This is a genomic window from Ignavibacteriota bacterium, from assembly GCA_016708125.1.
GTDB lineage: Bacteria > Bacteroidota > Ignavibacteria > Ignavibacteriales > Melioribacteraceae.
The window spans coordinates 3,156,884-3,177,743 of record JADJGF010000001.1; the positions used below are offsets into that span (position 1 = coordinate 3,156,884).

16 protein-coding genes and 1 riboswitch are annotated in these 20,860 nt (G+C 29.2%); of the genes, 14 read left to right on the top strand and 2 right to left on the bottom strand.

Annotated features, from left to right (window positions below):
* Positions 1-112 precede the first annotated feature (112 nt).
* The 4 genes from IPH62_13665 to IPH62_13680 all read left to right on the top strand — a co-directional run bounded on the left by IPH62_13665 (position 113) and on the right by IPH62_13680 (position 7,644).
* Positions 113-2,698, top strand: coding sequence for an AsmA family protein (locus IPH62_13665; GenBank protein MBK7106322.1), 2,586 nt, complete (start codon positions 113-115; stop codon positions 2,696-2,698).
* Positions 2,699-2,777: 79 nt separating this feature from the next.
* Positions 2,778-2,870, top strand: a riboswitch (TPP riboswitch).
* A 103-nt stretch (positions 2,871-2,973) separates the two neighbouring features.
* Complete coding sequence (locus IPH62_13670) at positions 2,974-5,466, top strand: TonB-dependent receptor (protein MBK7106323.1); 2,493 nt, start codon at positions 2,974-2,976, stop codon at positions 5,464-5,466.
* A 32-nt stretch (positions 5,467-5,498) separates the two neighbouring features.
* Positions 5,499-6,152, top strand: coding sequence for a thiamine diphosphokinase (locus IPH62_13675; protein MBK7106324.1), 654 nt, complete (start codon positions 5,499-5,501; stop codon positions 6,150-6,152).
* Positions 6,139-7,644: a sodium:solute symporter family protein gene (locus IPH62_13680; GenBank protein ID MBK7106325.1), complete on the top strand. Its 1,506-nt coding sequence runs from the start codon at positions 6,139-6,141 to the stop codon at positions 7,642-7,644. Before IPH62_13675 ends, IPH62_13680 begins: the two co-directional genes overlap by 14 nt.
* 10 nt (positions 7,645-7,654) lie before the next feature.
* Here the strand turns inward: IPH62_13680 and IPH62_13685 are convergent, their stop codons facing one another.
* Entirely contained in the window at positions 7,655-10,234 is a 2,580-nt protein-coding gene (locus tag IPH62_13685) for a VCBS repeat-containing protein (protein ID MBK7106326.1), read from the bottom strand.
* A gap of 33 nt (positions 10,235-10,267) precedes the next feature.
* Positions 10,268-11,713 (bottom strand): T9SS type A sorting domain-containing protein, encoded by a 1,446-nt coding sequence (locus IPH62_13690; GenBank protein ID MBK7106327.1) that lies wholly within the window; start codon positions 11,711-11,713, stop codon positions 10,268-10,270.
* Between the two features lie 243 nt (positions 11,714-11,956).
* On the opposite strand from IPH62_13690, the gene IPH62_13695 reads away from it, so the two are divergent.
* The 10 genes from IPH62_13695 (at position 11,957) to mutL (ending at position 20,833) form a co-directional block, all read left to right on the top strand.
* On the top strand, positions 11,957-12,361 hold the full coding sequence (locus IPH62_13695) for a hypothetical protein (GenBank protein MBK7106328.1): 405 nt from the start codon (positions 11,957-11,959) through the stop codon (positions 12,359-12,361).
* Positions 12,362-12,382: 21 nt separating this feature from the next.
* On the top strand, positions 12,383-12,961 hold the full coding sequence (maf, locus tag IPH62_13700) for a septum formation protein Maf (protein MBK7106329.1): 579 nt from the start codon (positions 12,383-12,385) through the stop codon (positions 12,959-12,961).
* A gap of 4 nt (positions 12,962-12,965) precedes the next feature.
* The gene (locus IPH62_13705) at positions 12,966-13,892 is read left to right on the top strand and encodes a flippase-like domain-containing protein (protein MBK7106330.1); all 927 of its coding nucleotides are present in this window, start codon (positions 12,966-12,968) and stop codon (positions 13,890-13,892) included.
* A 103-nt stretch (positions 13,893-13,995) separates the two neighbouring features.
* Positions 13,996-14,412 carry a YtxH domain-containing protein gene (locus IPH62_13710; protein ID MBK7106331.1) on the top strand — a complete coding sequence of 139 codons (417 nt, stop codon included), beginning with the start codon at positions 13,996-13,998 and terminating at the stop codon, positions 14,410-14,412.
* A 3-nt stretch (positions 14,413-14,415) separates the two neighbouring features.
* On the top strand, positions 14,416-14,793 hold the full coding sequence (locus IPH62_13715; protein MBK7106332.1) for a hypothetical protein: 378 nt from the start codon (positions 14,416-14,418) through the stop codon (positions 14,791-14,793).
* A gap of 37 nt (positions 14,794-14,830) precedes the next feature.
* A complete protein-coding gene (gene fusA, locus IPH62_13720) occupies positions 14,831-16,921 on the top strand; it encodes an elongation factor G (GenBank protein ID MBK7106333.1) in 2,091 nt (696 codons plus the stop codon).
* A gap of 78 nt (positions 16,922-16,999) precedes the next feature.
* A complete protein-coding gene (locus tag IPH62_13725; protein ID MBK7106334.1) occupies positions 17,000-17,500 on the top strand; it encodes an HIT domain-containing protein in 501 nt (166 codons plus the stop codon).
* A 22-nt stretch (positions 17,501-17,522) separates the two neighbouring features.
* On the top strand, positions 17,523-18,449 hold the full coding sequence (locus IPH62_13730) for an FAD-dependent thymidylate synthase (GenBank protein ID MBK7106335.1): 927 nt from the start codon (positions 17,523-17,525) through the stop codon (positions 18,447-18,449).
* Complete coding sequence (locus IPH62_13735; GenBank protein ID MBK7106336.1) at positions 18,443-18,943, top strand: dihydrofolate reductase; 501 nt, start codon at positions 18,443-18,445, stop codon at positions 18,941-18,943. Before IPH62_13730 ends, IPH62_13735 begins: the two co-directional genes overlap by 7 nt.
* A gap of 24 nt (positions 18,944-18,967) precedes the next feature.
* Complete coding sequence (gene mutL / locus IPH62_13740) at positions 18,968-20,833, top strand: DNA mismatch repair endonuclease MutL (GenBank protein ID MBK7106337.1); 1,866 nt, start codon at positions 18,968-18,970, stop codon at positions 20,831-20,833.
* Positions 20,834-20,860 lie beyond the last annotated feature (27 nt).

Here is a 20,860-nt window from a genome sequence, read left to right on the forward strand (position 1 = left end):
AAAATTGTTACTTATATCAATAAAAATTTTAGAATTTGCTTATAAAAAAATCAGAAAAACTCTTTATAATATAATCATAATTTGAGTTTGTGAAAAATATTGGAGATATAAAATGAAAAAAGTTTTTAAAGTTGTTGGAGTTATTTTTGTTTTACTTTTGATTGCAATATTAGTTTTACTATTTTTCTTCAAATCACAAATCACTGATTTAATTAAACAAGAAGCTAATAAGAAATTAAATGCAACATTAAATTTTAATGATGTTGGATTAAACTTAATTTCCGATTTCCCAAATTTATCTTTATCTCTAAATGATTTAGCGATTGTAAACAAAGCTCCATTTGAAGGCGATACAATTTTCAGCAGTTCAAATTTGGGATTTTCAATTGATTTGATGAGTGTAATCAGCGGAGATAAAATAAAAATAAATTCATTCAATTTAGATGATCCAAAAATCTTTGTATATATTTTAAAAGATAGCAGTGCTAATTACAATATTTTTCCGGAAGAAGAAATTACGGATACTGTAAAAAAATCGGATGAGCAAAATATTTCTATTGATATAAATTCGTATGAAATTAAAAACGGACAAATTGCTTACATTGATCAAACTTCAAATATGGTTGCGGCAATTAAAGGATTAAATCATTCCGGTGATGGAGATTTTAGTCAAGAGTCTTTTATTCTTAACATAAAAACTTCAGTTGATGAATTAACATTTGAAATGGAAAATGTGAAATATTTAAATAGAGTAAAAGCAGATTTGGTAATGGATCTTGATGTGAATTTGAAAGACAAAAAATTTCTTCTAAAAAATAATCAGTTTAAAATTAATAATTTGGTTTTTAATTTAAGTGGAGGAGTTGAACTTCCGAATGATGAAATTTTTGTTGATTTAAAATTTGATTCACCGACTTCAAATTTTAAAGATATACTTTCATTAATCCCGGCAATTTATAAAAATAATTTTGCTGATTTAAAAGCCAGCGGGAATGCAAAACTTAATGGATTTGTAAAAGGAAGTATGGAAGAAAATATAATTCCTACTTTTAATCTAAAACTAAATATTGGCAATGCTAATTTCAGTTATCCGGATTTGCCGGTTCCGGTTAATAATGTAAACGTTGATTTATTTATTGAAAATAATGACGGAAAAATTAATAGCACAATTGTTGACCTTCGCAAAATACATTTTGAACTTGGTAAAGATTCTTTTGATGCGAAACTAAAATTAACAAATATTAAAGAATCTCCTTTTGTAGATGCGGCAATAAAAGGTACAATTAATTTTGATAATCTTAAAAAAGCAATCCAGTTGGAAAATGTTACAACATTAAGTGGAATTGTTAATGCTGATGTTAGTTTTAATGGAAATCTTCAAACTGAAACAAAAGATTATGAAAACTTAAATGCGAATGGAAAACTAATTTTACAAAACTTCAGATATAAATCTGCCGATCTAAAAGAAGAAATAAATATTACAAATTCTGAACTAAATTTTACTCCTAAAAAAGTTGAACTAAATTCTTTCAATGCAAAAATTGGTGAAAGTGATTTAAAAGCATCGGGAGATTTAAACAATCTAATTTCATTTTTCCTATCGGATGGAATTTTGTTTGGCAAACTCAATATTTCTTCAAATTATTTAAATCTAAATCCATTCATCAGTGATGAAACCCAAACGCAGCAAGCAAATTCTGATACGACAAAAATCGCTGCAGTAAATATTCCTAAAAATATTGAATTTATTCTTACATCTAATATTAAAAATTTGATTTATGACAATTTGGATATCAAAAATTTCCAAGGAAAATTAATTGTGAAGAATAGTAAAGTTGATATGCAGAATCTTTCTATGAATTTGATGAATGGAATTTTATCTGGCAACGGATATTATTTTAAGGATGAATCGGTAGAAAATCCGGAAGTAAAATTTGCAATGAATATTTCTAATTTCGATATTAATAAAACTTATAACTCGTTTGTTACTGTAAAACAATTTGCGCCAATAGCAAAATATATCCAAGGAAATTTTAGTTCGAATTTAACTTTTACAACAAATTTAAATAATGAATTAATTCCGGATTGGAATACTTTTAACAGCAACGGAAAACTAAATTTAGCTTCAATAGAAATCAAAAACTTTAAACCCTTTACTACATTGGGAAATATTTTGAAGTTATCTGAATTGTCAAATCCGAATATTAAAAATGTAAATCCGTCTTTTAAAATTGAAAACGGAAAATTTTATATATCACCGGTTTCGTATAAAGTTGGTAATTATGATATAACTTTTTCCGGTTCGAACAGTATTGATCAATCAATTGATTATGTTATGGAAATTGATGTTCCGGCAAGTAATTTAAGAAGTTCAGCAAATTCAGCAATTAGCGGACTATTGAAAAAAGATTTGGATTTAGTTAAGTCAGATAAAATAAAAGTTAAAGCATTTATTGGTGGTACAATTGATTCACCGAATATAAAAACTTCAGCTTCGGATATTGCAAAGAATATTGTAAGCGATGCGGTTGAAGAAATTAAGGAAAAAGTATTCGAAGAAGTTAAAGAAAAAGTTGACTCATTGAAAATTAAAGCTGAACAAAAATTGAAAGAAGAAGCAAAGAAAAAAGAAGATGAGTTAAAGAAAAAACTAGAAGAAGAAGCAAAGAAGAAATTAAAAAAATTAAAACTTTGGTAAATCTATTCTGAGTTTCAATTTATATTTACAGAAACTTAATTGGATTGATTAAAAAATAAAAACTTTGTAAGTTTACATATATTTTCATTAGGGGTGTCACAATAGTGACTGAGAGCAAACCCTTGAACCTGATCCGGGTAATTCTGGCGTAGGGAAATGAGTTTCTATTCTTTTAAAACCTTTTCTCTATGGGAATTGGTTTTTTTGTTTTATCCAATTCTCATCGCAAAAATCCCTATGAAAATTGATTGTTAATTATTTTCGAAGGAATTTTTATGAAACACATTTTAATATATTTATTTGTTTTAACTAATTTAATATTTTCACAAGAGATTAACATTTCTGGAACTGTTTTAGATGGAAAAACAAAATTACCTTTAACTTCAGCAAATGTTTTTTTATCCAAAAATAATATAGGTGTTGTTACAGATTTTGATGGAAAATTTCTTATAAAATCTAAAATAATTCCAAATGATAGTTTGGTAATAAGTTATATTGGATATAAAACTTATAAAACCGAACTTCAAGAATTTCTTAACTCAAATCGAATTATTGAATTAGAATGGATAGATTACAAATTACAATCTATTATCGTAAGTGCAATAATTTCAGATGAAAAAAAATCGCCGACTTCATTTTCAAAAATCAGTAAAAAAGAGATTGAAGAAAATTATTCTGTTCAAGATGTTCCGGAATATTTATCATATTTGCCTTCTACAACTTCATACTCTGAAAATGGAAATGGAATTGGTTATAATTATTTAAGCATACGTGGATTTGATCAAAGAAGAATTTCTGTTTCTGTAAATGGAATCCCTCAGAATGATCCTGAAGATCACAATATTTATTGGCTTGATTTACCAGATTTATTGGAAAGTACTGAATTAATTCAAGTGCAAAGAGGAGCCGGTGCTGGCTCAATTGGATATCCATCAATTGGCGGTTCAATCAATATTATTACTTCACCATTTTCGGATAAACCAAATTTTGATTTATCATTTTCGGCCGGAAGTTATTACACAAAAAAGTATAGTGCAAAATTTTCAAGCGGTTTAATTGAAAATAAATATTCTATTTATGCAAAACTTTCTAAAATTTTAAGTGATGGTTATAGACAAAAAAGTTGGGTGGATTTTAATTCGTATCATATTTCTGCGGCGAGGTATGATAAAAATTTAACAACGCAAATAAATTTTTTCGGCGGACCAATTTCTGATGGATTAGCTTATACCGGATTACCAAAATTTGCAATTAAGAATAAGGAATTGAGAAAGGAGAATTTGTCTTATTGGGAAGCTGACAAAAATTTATATACTTACAAAGTTGAAAGAAAATCCTCTGAAATAGAAAACTTTTCTCAGCCTCATTTTGAAGTTTTGAATGAGTTTAAAATCACAAATAATCTAACAATAAATAGTGCACTTTTTCTTGTAATTGGTGAAGGATTTTTTAACTATGATGGCTCATGGTCAATTTATTATGATGATTATTTTAGATTAAAAGAAAATGGTTTTGATTCTACACTTGCTCCGCAAAATGCAATAATTCATGCAGAAGTTAAAAATAAACAATGGGGATTTATACCAAGAATAACTTGGGAGCATAATAATGGTGAGTTTGTTGCCGGATTAGAATATAGAAATCATAAATCAAAACATTGGGGAAATATTAGATTTGCAGAAAATATTCCCGCAAATGTATCTCAGAATTATCAATATTATTATTATGAAGGCGGAAAAGATATAGTTAATTTTTTTCTAAATGAAAATTATAATTTAACAGAAAACTTAAATTTAATGGCAGAAATTCAACTTTCATTTCACGAGTATAAGTTATTGAATGAAAAGTATTTAGATAATTCTATTTCAATTAACGATTTATATCTGAATCCAAGATTTGGATTAAATTACGCGTTTAATAATTCAATAAATTCCTATTTTTCAATTGCAAAAGTTACACGTGAACCAAGATTAAAAAATTATTACGATGCCGCTGAATCAAGCGCTGGTGAAACTCCACAATTTGAATTAGATAATTTTGGTAATTATAATTTCGATAAACCTTTAGTTAAACCGGAAGTTATGACTGACATTGAAATGGGAGCACGTATATCAAAAAGTAACTTTGGATTAAATGTAAATTTATTTTATATGCTTTTTAAAGATGAAATTGTGAAGCAAGGTCAGTTAGACAGATTTGGTCAGCCAATAACCGGAAATGTTGATGAAACAATTCACTCTGGAATTGAAATGGAAGGGAACGTAAAATTCTTATCCAACTTTGAAATTATTTTAAATTCTTCATTCAGTAAAAATTATATTAACAAAGGAATTTCGTTTATTACATTTGAAGATGAATTAGGAAATTCAGTTTCAAAAAATATTGATCTTTCAAATAATTCAATTTCCGGATTTCCAGATTTAACTTTTAATGCAATTGTAAAAATGAATTTTGAAAATATGGATATTCAACTTAGCGGTAAATATGTTGGAAAATATTTTTCAGATATTTATGATAAAAAATTAGATAAACTAATTTTAGAAAATCCCGGTTTTGTATCTTATTTTGATAATGAAGTTGACCCTTATTTTGTAATGAATATTTTTGGTAGTTATAATTTTGAATTAAATTCATTTTTGAAATCTGCAAAAGTTTTTTTACAAGTTAATAATATTTTCGATGAACTTTATGCTGCTTATGCAACAGGCGGTGATTTTTATCCCGCAGCAGAAAGAAATATTTTAGCCGGAGTAAAATTTGGTTTATAATTTTTCAATAATAATTTGACAAATTTATAAGTATGAAGAAAGCAATTTTATTAGCAAATGGTGAAAGTCCAACAAAAAAAAATATCCAATATTTTAAAACACTAGGATATAATACTTTGGTATGCGCAGATGGCGGTGCAAATTCTGCGAGAAAAATTAATGTTGTTCCAGATTTTATTATTGGAGACTTAGATTCAATTACTGATTCAACTTTAAATTATTTTAAAAGTAAAGCTGAGGTAATAAAAATTTCCCGTCAAAATGATACAGATGTTGAAAAAGCGCTAAAATATTTAATTAAGAAAAAATACCAACATGTTATTCTTCTTGGCGGAACAGGAGACAGATTAGATCATTCATTTTGCAATATTGGAATTGTAATAAAATTCTTCTCAAAAATTAATATTTCTATTCTACATAAAAACTCTTTTTTAAAAGCCTATACCGGAAATGTAAATATGAAAGCTAAAAAAGGAGAAACAATTTCTTTATATGGAATCGACTCATTAACAAAAATAACTTCTGTTGGATTGAAATATAAATTGAAAAATATTTCACTTCCATTTGGAAAAAAGGAAAGTACAAGCAATTTAGCAACATCTGAAAATGTAAATTTAAAAATTGATGGAGGAATAATTCTTGTAATTAGAGACTTCCAAACTTTAGTAAAAAATGATCTCATTTAGCACTTTAGATATTTTCATTATTATTTCATTTTTAATTGGAATAGTTTCAATTGGATTATTTTCTTCTAAAATAAATTCAGTGAAAAACGATGAAGATTATTTACTTTCCGGAAGAAATGTTGGAATGGTATTATTTATTTTAACGAATGTTGCAACTTGGTACGGTGGAATTCTTGGAGTTGGAGAATTTTCATATAAATACGGATTGGTAAGCTGGCTAACGCAAGGATTTCCGTATTATATTTTTGCAATAATATTTGCTTTAACTTTTGCAGAAAAAATTAGATCAGCAAAATTATATACAATTCCGGATAAGTTGGAAAATATTTACGGAAAAAAAGTTAGTCTTATTTCTGCAATTTTAGTTTTTATTTTAGTTTCGCCGGCGCCATATCTTTTAATGATGTCACAAATAATTTCGTTAATATTTAACATAGATTTTTTTTTAGCATTAGTAATAAGTGCAGTTTCGGCAAGTATCTATTTAATAAAAGGTGGTTATAGATCAAATATTTGGGCAGATGCATTTTCATTTTTTGTAATGTTTTGTGGATTTATAATTATTGTTTTTGTTGCAGAAAATAATTTTGGTGGAATTACATTTCTTAAAGAAAATTTACCGGAACAACATTTATCGCTTACCGGTGAAGCTTCTGTTACTTTTATTTCAGTTTGGTTTTTAATTGCGCTTTGGACTTTTACAGATCCGGGTTTCCATCAAAGATGTTATTCAGCAAAAAGCGGAAAAATCGCCAAATGGGGAATTCTAATTTCCATTATTTTTTGGATTTTTTTTGATTTCTTAACAAACACAACCGGATTATATGCGAAAGCAATTTTACCCAATTTAGAAAACCCAGTTTTGGCTTTTCCTTATTTGGCACAAAATATTTTATCTTCGGGATATAAAGGAATATTTTTTGCGGCAATGATTGCAACGATTTTATCAACTTTAAATAGTTTTATTTTTTTGAGTGCAACAACCTTTAGTGTCGATTTTATTTCACGAATTTTATTCATCAAAACAACTTCTTCTTCTAATGTAAATTCTAAAGAACTAAATGAAAATATTAGTAATAAATTCTATAAATCTTTTTTCATAAAAATAAACGAAGATAATAAAATTTTAATCAAGCTAACTCAACTCGGAATAGTGGTAACTCTAATTCTCTCAATATTTATTGCTTATTATTTTCAATCGGTAGTTGAACTTTGGTATATAATAGGAAGTATTTGCATTCCGGGGCTTATAATTGTTGTAGTATCAGCTTACTATCCAAAAATAAGTATTGATAAAACATTTGCACTTTTTGAAATATTAATTGGGTTGATAACAAGTATTATCTGGATTTTTATTAGATCGAAGTTTCAATCAACATTTCTAAGTGAATTTGAACCAATGATTATTGGATTATTTTTTGCTCTAATAATTCACTTGATTGGAATTATTCAAAAAAAAGCCAGACTAATTAGCCTGGCTTTCAAATCTTAAAAATGCAATCTTATTTCAGTAATAGCATTTTCTTTGTAACAACATTATTGTTGCTTGTTAATCTATAAATATAAGTTCCGCTTGCTAAGTTTGAAGCATCGAAATTATAATTAAATGAACCAGCTTTTAATAATTTGTTATTTATAATTGTAGCAACTTCTCTACCCAAAATATCATACACTTTTAAATCAACAACTGATTGTTCCGGTAAACCAAAACTAATTGTAGTTGTTGGGTTAAATGGATTAGGATAGTTTTGATCTACAAAGAATTTTGAAGGAATAGTTTGATCAACACCAACTGCTATTATATCATTTACAAGAGTAACAGTAAATGTGTCCATACTTGTTGCGGATTGTGAATTTGCATCCAATACTAGTACAGTCCATTCAGCAGTTAATGAATCAGCTCCATTTAGTAATCCTAAAATATCAAGTGCTGTAACTGTAACTTTTGGTTCAGTTGATTGAGCTGCAAATGCGTCGGGTAAAATAACAAACTGATATCCGATTACATCATTATTTAAGTCTGTAGCGGCTTCCCAAGTTATGTCAAATGTTTGAGCTGAATCTGTAACAGATATAACTGAATTATCTTCAGGAGTTAATAATGCAAAATAGGGAAGTGGTCCAACAGAAACATTTTGAGTAATATCTGCATAATTTAAAAAGGTAACTTGATATCCATCATTTGCAGGAGTAACAGTACTAAATTGAGTTGCAACACCTGAAAAGGTAATAGGCCAAGTTGGTTCAGCACCCTCATCTACATCTGTGTCTTTGTCAATTCTTCCGGTAAGAGTTGAACCATAACCAGTCCAAACAGTCAAATTTGCATTACTTCCAGAAGCAGGCCAAGCAGCAGATTCTGCAGTTTTTGCAACACCAGTAATTTTAACTAAAGTTCCTTCATATAATTCAGCGTTAGCTAAATAATTATCAATAGTTAAAGATTTTGGAATAACAACTCTTGCAGTATCAACAAGAGTAATTTCGGTACTAGGATTGGTTAATTCAATTTCATTTAATCCATTATATTGAGCGACTTTTCCAGTAGCAATAACTCTATCGCCAACATTCAAATCTGGACCGACTGCGGAACTAAATAATTGTAATCCGCCAGTTGGATCTTGAACGAAGATTTGTGTACCGCTTGAAAGAGTTTTATTAAGAACAACTCCGGAAATAGTAACAGTTTGGTCTTTTAAATCTGGAACGTAATCACCATCAGCATCAACTTTTGCTTCAGCAATTGATAATAAGTTTTCTACTGGATATCTGTCTAATAATACTAATGGAATTAAACCAGTTGCGGGAATTCCTGAATATACAACTTCTAAATCTGTATCATCATCTAAATTACCGACTCTTACTACATCTAAACGACCGCCGCTTGCATACAATAATTCATCAATTCTTGAGATATAATAATTTGCAGGATCTGTAATGCTTCCGCCTTGATATTCAACTCTATAAACTCCATTATTTGGGCTTCCGCCGCGAGTACCAACAATTAAATCGAGATTTCCATCTCCATCAATATCGCCGGCATCTCCGCCATAAAGTTGTCCGCCAACACCAATAAAAGATGACATATTTGCAATCTTTGTAGCGGTGTATGAACCATTATCAATTTGTAATAGCATTACATTTTGGTTTGAAGAACCCCATCCAGATACAAGTACTTCTTTAACTCCATCATTGTTTATATCAACAGTTACTGAAGATTTCCAAGATCCAGTTGGAACAAATCCAGTAAGAACAGGTTCTGTAGTATAAGCACCATTTGAATAAACTACTGGAGTAACATTTCCGTTACTGTGGATTAAAAGTATTACGCTATCAACAACTGCTATGTCATAAATTGTTCCGGCATCTACAACAAAATTTGTATCTGATAATGCGCTTACTTCTAATGTCCAATTTTCTGAACCATCTGCGTCATCTGGAATATTATCAACTGAAATTACTCCAAATCTTTCTGCTCCGGCTCTTGCACCAAATACAATTTCTTCAGTTCCATCTGAATCAACATCTGTTAAATGCCATTTAAATGGTCTTAAATTATAATTAGGTGTGTCAATAATTGTCCATGAAGCATTTGCTTTAAATGTTCCATCACCGTTATCAACGCCCATTACATCTGAGCCATCACCGGCAGTTTCAAATACAATTACTCTTGTATAAATTGAATCGCCGCCGCCAAAATTGTTAACTGGTCCCCAAATAATTTCCATTTTACCATCTTTATCCCAATCACCGGCAGCAAGTGGTGGCCATGTATTTTGACCTTCTAAAGGTAATCTTGTTGACCAAACAACTTCCCAGCCTGAACCGCTGTTTTCATATTTGTAAATTCTTGGTATCCAATCAAAACCAGCAAGATCTGACCAGTCATTAGAAACACCGTAAATTTCTTTTAAACCATCACCGTCGAAATCTACACCTACTATTGCTTCACCCCAGCCGCCAACATCAAGTGTATCGTTTGGGATTAAAGCACTTCTTTTGAAAAGATCTGTTTGTGCAAACAGAACTGAAGAAAGAAGTAATGATGAAATAATGAGAAATGTAATATTAATTTTTCTCATTGTGCCTCCTTATTTGTTTGTGAATGAATGAAATTATTTTAATAGAACCATTTTATTTGAAAATATTTTTTGTCCGACTTTTAGTTGATAAAAATAAGTTCCGGAAACTAATTTTGATGCATCAAATGTTAATTTATAGTTGCCGGGGGAGAATACTGAGTTACTAATTAAATTTGTAATAAGTTCGCCATTTATGCTGAATATTTTCAAAGAAACTTCATCTTGTTTATTAATTTGAAATTCAATTGTTGTTGTTGGGTTAAATGGATTTGGATAATTTTGTTTTAATTGAATTTGTTCGGGAATAAATTCTCCATCAATTTCAATATCTGTAATAGTAATATCTATTGTTGGTAATTCACCAGAGTAAGTCCACTTTTCAATAGACCAACCATAATATGCAGCAGTATAAACATTGAAATTTTCATCAAAATCGAGATTATAAGTTGCAGCATATCCTGATGCTGTTCCTAAACTATCAGGATTATTATATACTCCAGATTGCTTAACATTCCATTCTGCAACGTTAATAGTATCTAAAATTTCACCAGTGTTTGGATTAAGAATATAATAACGACCATAATTATATCCCTCAGACCTAACAAAACTTGCATCATGACCAACAAATAATAAATTTTTATTATTCATATATTGTAATCCCCAAGGTCCAACTTCAAGTGTGACAGCACCAACTTCGAATGTGTTATTTGCATTAAAGTTGAATCCACTATTTAATGAATAACCATCGTTAGGATTTCCAACATAACAATAAATTTCTCTCGTCAAGTAATTTGAAACGTATATTAGTGTTCCTTCACTATTAACAGTTATTCCTCTAGCTGTTCCAGCGTTTGGAAGAATTATTTCATGTAAAATTGTTGCCTTGTTACCCTGTGAATTCCAACCAGCTATTGATGGGTTTTCAAAGACTAAAACTGAACCAGGAGTTGAAGAATCACCAGCAACAGTAACAAATATATGTCCTGCTTGATCTATGTCAATTGCCCAAAGTTCTCTGTTTCCTGTTTTATATCTTTGAGGGTATGTATAAATACTATCGGCTTTAAGTTCAAAAGCTAAAATATTATGATTTACATCATTACTTGGAACATAAATCAAATTATTATAAGAAACAATATCTCTAGGTGTTTCTAAAAAGACCTGATTAAATCCATCTATCCATTTCATCTTTAAACTGTCAGCACTATAGGGATAAGTTCCTAATATCCCCGTATTTTGCGAAGCATTTTTGTATCCTACTAAATAGTATGTTCCATTCCCATAGTTTGCGGCAAGAGCAACAAAAGAATTTTCCGCAACAACTGCAACAGACATTGTCCTCTGTCCAATACTATTTGGATTAAACTCATTATCAGGTAAAACATAATCAACCGACCATGTTCCATCAAAAGTTTGAGGTAAAATTAGACTTGAAAATATTGTCAAAAAAAACAGAATTGAAGTAATTTTTTTTATCATGCTAACTCCTTTTTCAAATCAAAAATTAAAAATTCAAGATAAATAATATTATTAAATAAAATCAAGACAAATTGTATATATGAGTTCCAAACCTTAAAATAACAAAATTCTTGTGTGATTAAAATCATTTTTATTTATTTTTGTTGTGAAGTTTGAATATTTCCATTTTATTACAATAAAAAAATTGTTCATTTAATCGATTATTTACTTGCATTATTTAGTTATGTGACTTATTTTAAAAACATGAAAATTCCAACAAAAATATTTATCACTTTTTTTCTTATTCTTTCCACAACAATTGGCGGAACTTTAATTGATTCTTTCGTTGCTTCAAGTAACGGCGAAAGTATTACATTATCTTGGCAAACAATTGTTGAAGAAAATGTTAAGGAATTTGAAATTCTTAGAGGGAAGGATAAAGATAATCTGACTTCGATAGCAGTTGTTAAAGCAAAAGGGAATAATTCTCAATATATTTTTATTGATGAAAATGCTTATAAATCTTCAGGCTCTTTCTACGCATATGGATTAATTCTTGTTGATTATAGCGGAAACAAATCTCAAGTTGTTATGAACACTCAAGTTGTTCATGATAATGTTTCAAGTGTTAAAAAAACTTGGGGAAGTATAAAAGCACTTTTCCGATAATTCATTTCTCTCCAAATTTCTATGTTAAATCTTAGTGTTCCACTTTACTTAGCTTCAAATTCACCAAGAAGAAAAAAAATGCTGCATTCTTTGGGAATAGATTTTCATCATATTTCAATTGATCACGAAGAAATTATAAACAAAAATCATTCACCGCTTAAAAATGTAAAACGGCTTGCAGGTGAAAAATGTAAAAAAGCAGTTTCAAAAATTAAGGATGGAATTGTAATTTCTGCCGATACTATTGTTGTGTTAAATAATAAAATAATCGGCAAACCAATTAATGAAAATGATGCAAAAAATATATTGAAAAATTTAAGCGGAAAAACTCACATTGTGTACACTGGTTTTGCAATTTGTGATGCAAAATCGAAAAAAAATATTATTGATTTTGAAAAAACAAAAGTTACATTTTATAATCTTAGTGATAAGCAAATTGAAGATTATGTAAATACTGGAAGTCCGATGGATAAAGCCGGAGCTTATGGAATTCAAGACGATTTTGGCGCATTGTTTGTAAAAAAAATTGATGGTTGTTATAATAATGTTATGGGATTTCCAATTGCAAAAATTTTCCGAGCACTTGAAAAATTAAATTGAAATTTTGCGAAATTTAAAAAGAAATATAATTCTTACCATAATTTTCGCACTTCTTATTTATATCCTTTTGGCATTTTATTCAGATTACAAATCTTTATTAAATTCATTAAGCAGAATTTCAACTTCAAATTTATTTATAACTTTTTTTATTTCAATTATAATACTTTTAATAAAATTTTTTAGATGGCATTTTTTACTTAAGCTAAGAATAAGTTCAGTTAATTTTTCACAATCACTTTTAATTTTTGGTTCCGGTTTAATTATGAGTATTTCACCGGGAAAGTTTGGTGAAATATTTAAATCGTACCTTCTTAAAAAAAATAATAATATCAATTATGAAATTAGCATTCCATTGATAATTGCAGAAAGATTCAGTGAATTTTTAACTCTTTTAATTATTCAAGCATTATTCTTATTATATTTTTGGGAAAATCTAACAACATTTTTAATTCTTTTTCTTTTAAGTACAATTCTAATTTTAGCAATTTATAACTCTGCTGTTTATGGAAAAATTTTAAATATTCTCAGTAAAATTAAATTTCTCAAAATTGATGCATCCAAATTGGAAATTCTGCTGGAAAGCAGAAAAATATTAGCTAATCCTAAAATTTATATTTTAAGTATTTTAGCTTGGTTAATGGAATTCTTTTGTTTTTATATAATTCTAAGTAATTTTATAACCGATATAATTGTCCTTAAGGCAGTTTCATCGTATTCGTTGGCAATAATTTTAGGCTCGGTAAGTATGTTACCGGCTGGCTTAGGAACCACCGAAAGTTCTTTAACATATTTATTATTTAAGAATGGAATTGAAGTTAGTAATGCTGCTGCAATCACAATTTTAATAAGAATCTTTACTTTGTGGATTCCAATAGTTATTGGATTTCTAAGTTTATTCTTATATTGGAAAAGAAATCAAAAAAAAATGTGAATAGTATTTTAGTAAACTTAATCTTTGAATAAATATTTATCTTGATTTTTTAATTTTTTGATAATAATATAAAATTTATTAAATAAACAAACTGGAGGATAAAATGAGTGATGAAAATGGAATGAGTAAAGGACTTATTTTAGGACTTTTAACAGGTACAATAATTGGCTCAGTTTTAGGATTATTATTTGCTCCTAAATCCGGACGTGAATTACGCGGAGAACTTAAAGAGAAATCGGATGAATTTCTAAATGGAGCTGAAGATTATCTTGAACAAGCAAAAGGAAAAGCAAATTCGTTAATTAATGATGGAAAAAAAAAATCAGAAAAACTTATTTCTGAAGCTAAAGAAAAAGTAGATAATTTATTAGCCGAAGCTGAAAAAATTTTAGATGATGCTAAATCAAAAACAAAAGATATTGTTGATTCGGGAAAAGAAAAATTTGGCAAAGAAGGCGATAAATTAAAAAGTGCAATAAAAGCCGGCGTTGAAACCTATAAAACTGAACGAGAAGCTTAATATATGACAATCTTAGATGTTTTATTAGTGATTCTTATAATTGTTGCTATAATTGTTGGAATCTATTTAATATTTGCATTAAGGAAAATTAATAATACGTTAGATATTGTTCGGGAAGATATAAATATTTTAAATAATCGACTTGAACCAATACTTGAAAACCTCACTATAATTACAGAAAAATTTGCAAAAATTAGTGAGGAAACCGAAAGAAGAATTTTCGATATAAGTAATACTATCCAAAATGTTAGAAATACAGTTTCTAAACTTTCCTTTAGAAATGAAAATTACGCCGGTAGAAATCCGGTTCAGGATTTATTGAATAATGTATCTGCAATTTCAAAAGGAGTTTCTGCGTTTTGGAGAAAATTATATAATTAATTGCTGAATAATAACATCAAAAATATTTGGAGGCATTTTGAGTGCTTTTACTCCCGATGCAATTAGAAATATTGCATTTGTTGGTCATGGCGGAAGTGGAAAAACTTCCTTATCAGAATTTTTACTTTTTTCTGCTGGTGAAATAAACAGAATTGGAACAGTTGCCGAAGGAACTACAACATCAGATTTTAATCCCAATGAAATTGAAAGACAAATATCAATATCAGCTTCTGCATTACATTTAATTTGGAAAAACACAAAAATTAATTTATTAGATTCACCCGGATATTCGGATTTTATTGGCGCTGTTAAATCAAGTTTGCACGTTGTAGATACTGCAATTGTTGTACTAAAAGGTATGGAAGGTGTTGAAGTTGGAACTGAATCTGCATGGGAATATATTCAAAAATTAAATTTACCTGCTGCAGTAATGGTTAATAAATTAGATAATGAACATTCTAATTTTGATAAAACAGTTGAAGTTGCAAAAGAGAGATTGAGCCATGATATTGCAGTTGTAAGTTTTCCTGTTAATGAAGGGCCAAATTTTAATTCCGTTATTGATATAATCAAAATGAAAAAATTTACTTTTGGCGATCCAAAATCTAAAAAAGTTACAGAAGAAGAAATTCCCGCACAGTTTAAAGAAAAAGCCGATAAATTAAGAGAAGAATTATTAGAGAAAGTTGCTGAATCAACCGAAGAATTGATGAATAAATTTTTTGAAGAAGGTACTTTAAGTGATGCAGATTTTGCAATAGGATTGAAAAATGCAATAATTTCAAGATCATTAATTCCGCTTTTTGCTGTTTCTGCAGAAAAAGGTGTTGGATTAGCTGATTTTGCTGATTTTGTTGTTGAGTATTTACCGGCTCCGTGTGATAGAAAACCGGTTCCGGCAATAAAAGTTGGATCAGAACAAAAGGTTGAAATTAAATGTGACCCCAAAGGTGAACCGGCTTTATTAGTATTTAAATCATTATCGGAAGCACACGTTGGTGAACTTTCGGTTTTCAAAGTTTACTCTGGAAAGCTAACTCCCGGTTTGGATATGTTTAATGAAGAAAGAAATAAACCGGAAAGATTAGGACAATTATATGTTCTTAATGGTCATAACAGAACAGAAGTTACCGAACTTTTAGCTGGTGATATTGGTGCTGTTGTAAAACTAAAAGATACACATACAAATAATACATTATGCAGCAAAGAGTTGGGAATAATTTTACCTCATATTGAATTTCCAAATCCTGTAATTAGAGGTGCAGTTATTCCAAAAGCTAAAGGTGATGAAGATAAAATTTCATCGGGATTGCATACTGTTCATGAAGAAGATCCTACACTTCAAGTAAAATTTGATCCTGAATTATCCCAAACAATTATTTCGGGACAAGGTGAACTTCAGCTTACTTTAGCAACAAAACTTTTAAAAGACAGATATAAAGTTGAAGTAGATTTAGTTGAGCCGAGAATTCCCTATAGAGAAACTGTTCGCGGTATTTGCGAAAACGCAGAATATAAACATAAAAAACAATCCGGCGGACGCGGACAATTTGGACATGTATTTATTAAAGTTGAACCAATGCCTCAAGGCGGCGGTTTTGAATTTGTTAATGCAATTGTCGGTGGTGTTATCCCAGGTAGATTTATTCCTGCTGTTGATAAGGGAATTAGAGAAATATTGGATAAGGGAATTTTAACCGGAAGTAAAGTTGTTGATATTAAGGTTACATTGTTTGATGGAAATTTCCATAACGTAGATTCTGATGAAGTATCATTTAAAATTGCCGGTTCGCAAGCTTTTAAAAAAGGATTTCTTGCAGCAAATCCGGTACTTCTTGAACCAATTTATGAATTATCAATTAAGGTCCCCGAAGAATTTATGGGAGATGTAATGGGAGATATTTCAAGTCGACGCGGAAAAATTTCCGGAATGGATGCTGAGGGACCTTTCCAAATTATCAAAGCAAAAGTTCCGTTAGCAGATCTTTATAAATATTCAACTCAATTAAGAAGTTTAACTTCCGGAAGGGGAATTCACAGTCGTGAATTTTCACATTACGAACCGGTTCCGAAAGATGTTGAAGCAAAAGTAATTGAAGAATATAATAAATCGAAACAAGAAGAATAATTATTTTTAACATTTTTAAACTCAGAGGTTGTTTTCAGTAATAAAGAAACAACCTCTTTTATTTAGTGAGATATCAATTTGGAAAAGATGTGGTCGCCTTGGCGTTCAAATTATATAAATTCTTTTAAGAATGCCAAAGATGACGAAAGTTGCGTTTTTTGCGGAATAGAAAATCACGATTTGGAAAATGAAAACTGCCTTGTTGTATATAAAGGCAAATTAAATTTTGTGATGTTAAATCTTTATCCGTATAACAATGGACATCTAATGATTATTCCATACCGACATTTATCGGATTATGTTGAACTTACAAATGAAGAATTGAATGAAATAACTCAACTAAATAAAATTGCAATAATTGCTTTGCGAAATTTAATTTCTCCGCAAGGATTTAATTTTGGTGCTAACATTGGGAAAGCTGCCGGAGCGGGAATTCATACTCACTTGCATTTTCATCTTGTACCAAGATGGAACGGCGATACTAACTTTATGCCGGTTTTAGGTGAAGTTAAAATAATTAGTCAAGATTTGCTTGAATTGAAAAATAAATTAATTCAAGAATTTAAAAATTTAGTTTAGAAAAATATTATTAAAGGGAATAATGAGCGAAGAGAAAGTTTTTGAAAATTTACAGCCAACAATGGTGAATTCATTAAATGAAATTCTTGGAAAACCATTTAAAGTTTTAGATGATGGATTTGTTAGAGTTGTTGATTATATGGGTTCCGATCAATCAATTGTGCAAGCTGCAAGAGTTTCGTACGGTGCCGGAACAAAGCAAGTTAGTCAAGATAAAGGTTTGATACGATATTTAATGCGTCATCAGCACTCAACTCCTTTTGAAATGTGCGAAATAAAATTACACGTTCGTGTTCCAATGGATACTTGGCGACAATGGATTAGACACAGAACCGCAAATGTAAATGAATATTCTACACGTTACTCTATCGCAATTGATCAAGCTTCAAAAACAAATGAAGATGAATGGAGATTGCAGTCGACCTCAAATAAACAAGGAAGCGAAGGCTTTTTATCAATTGATGAAGGTACAAAACTTTCTAATGAAGAAAAAAATCTTCACAAAGAAATTTGGAATATATATAATAATAGAATTGAAAAAGGTGTAGCTCGCGAACAAGCAAGAAAAGACTTGCCGCTTTCAACATACACGGAAGCTTATTGGAAAATTGATCTTCACAATTTATTACATTTTCTGCATTTGAGAATGCACAAACATGCTCAATTGGAAATTAGAAAATATGCTGAAACAATTGGAAATGAAATTGTAAAAAAATGGGTTCCTTTAGCTTGGCAAGCTTTTGAAGATTACATATTAAATTCAAAATCATTTTCCGGATTAGAATTAGATTTATTAAGTTTAATTTCAAATGGAAAAAATCAACAAGCGGTAGAAAAGGCAAAAGAATTCGGCTGGTTGAAAGAGAAGGATGAAAAAATTATTAAAAATTTAGAACGATTTGAATTTGAAGAAAAACTCGAACAGCTTAACATAAAAGTTCCGTGGTAAAAAATAAAACAGAATTAAAAAAAATAATTATTGCAGCAGTATCACAAAATGGAATTATTGGAAGCGATGGAAAAATTCCATGGAAATCAAAATCTGAATTAAACCACTTTAAATTTACTACGTTAAATTCGGCAATAATTTTTGGCAGAAAAACTTTCGAAAGTTTTGATAAACCATTAAACAATAGAACAAACATTATTATTTCAAAAACTTTAACTTCACAAAAAAAAGATTTCTTAATTTTTCCAACATTAGGAAAAGCGTATAATTATTTAAGAAAAAATAAATTTGAAAAAGTATTTATTTGCGGCGGTTATAAAATTTATTTATCTGCTTTAAGAAATGCAGATGAAATGATTCTTTCCGTGATGAAATTTTCCGTTGAAGGGGATACAAAATTTCCTAAAATTAATTTTTCAAATTGGAATTTAATTCGATTAGAAAAAAATAATGACTTCGATGTTTATTATTATGAACGAAAAAAGAAACAATAATTTGGTATTTTCCATTTATAAAAAATGAAAAGTAACTCAATAAAAATATTGCCCGATAACATTGCTAATAAAATTGCAGCCGGGGAAGTTGTTCAACGACCTGAATCTGTGTTGAAAGAATTAATGGAAAATTCTCTTGATGCCGGTGCAAAAAATATTGATGTATTTATAAAAAGAGCCGGAACAGTTCTCGTTCAAATTATTGATGACGGAATTGGAATGAATGAAGCTGATGCTTTGTTAAGTATTGAGCGACACGCGACAAGTAAAATTAGCACAATTGAAGATTTAAATAATATAAATACATTTGGATTCAGAGGTGAGGCTTTAAGTTCAATTGCATCGGTAAGTATTTTTGAACTAAAAACAGAAACACGAGAAAGTGAAGTCGGAGTTTTTCTAAAAGTTGAAAATGATGAACTCAAAATTGAAAAAGGAAGTTTTCCAAAAGGAACTTCTATCGCGGTAAAAAATTTATTTTACAATACTCCGGCGAGAAGAAATTTTTTAAAATCGTACGCAACCGAATTAAAACATTTGCTTGATTCATTTAAGAAAATTGCGTTAAGTAATCCATCAATTAGTTTTAAATTATGGAACGACGACGAATTGGTTTTTGATTTTAAAGCTTCAAATTTAGATGAACGGATGACGCAAATTTTTGCAGACAATATTCTTGATGGTGTTATTAAAGTTGAAGAAATAACAGATTATATTTCTGTTTACGGTTATATTTCAAAACCAACCTATTTAACAAAAAGTAAAAGTGATCAATATCTTTTCATCAACAAAAGATTTGTAACAAATAAATCAATAAATCATGCTGTGTTTAGAGCTTTTGATGATTTACTTGAAAAAGGTGAATATCCGTTTTTTGTTTTGTTTATTGATTTAGATCCGCAGAAAGTTGATGTAAATGTTCATCCTTCAAAGTTAGAAGTAAAGTTTGACGATGAAAAAAATATTTACAATTTTATAAGAGCAGTTGTTAAAAAAGGTTTGGGACAATATGATCTAATTCCAAACATTGAATTAAACAAGAATGAAAATAATTCTACATCAATAAAAAATAATTATCCAAATCCGGTTGGTAAAAATAATTTTGATGATCGCCCCAATTTTATTGGTCAAAGTACAATAAGGAAAGAGAAACCCAAAACTTATAACGAAAATAAAATTGATTTACTTTTTAATTCGTTAAATAATAAAATTAAAAATTCGGTGATTATTGAAAATTCAGATCATCCTTTTGATGAAGATACGACAAAACAAATTTATCATTCGCCAACAAATATTAATTTTGAAGAAACTCCAAAAGGCGATACGACTTTTATTGTTGCACTTCATAGTAAATATATTTTAACTCCAATAAAAAGCGGATTGATGATAATTGATGCACATGTTGCACACGAAAGAATTTTGTATGAAAAAGCAATAAATTCATTTGAAGCAAATTTACCTTTTACACAGCAATTACTTTTTGCCCAAACTTTACAGCTTGATCCGGCTGATTATTTATTGGTAAAGGAGCTTGAACCGCATTTATCAAAATTAGGATTTGCACTAAAATTCTTTTCTAAAAATGTTGTAGTAATTGATGGAGTTCCTTCTGATATAAATGTTGGTTCCGAAGTTGAAACATTTTTGGATATTTTAAATGAATATAAAAATAACGATCAAGAAAAACATTTAGAGCAAAAAGATAATATAGCAAAATCATATTCATGCAAAGCGGCAATTAAAGCCGGCGATAAATTAACTGAAAGAGAAATGCGGATTTTAGTTGATCAGCTTTTCGCAACATCTATGCCTTATGTTTGTCCTCATGGGCGACCAATTATTGTTAAAATTCCGTTAACAGAATTTGATAAAAGGTTTGGAAGAACTTAATAATAATCTGAAAATAATCGTCTTCAA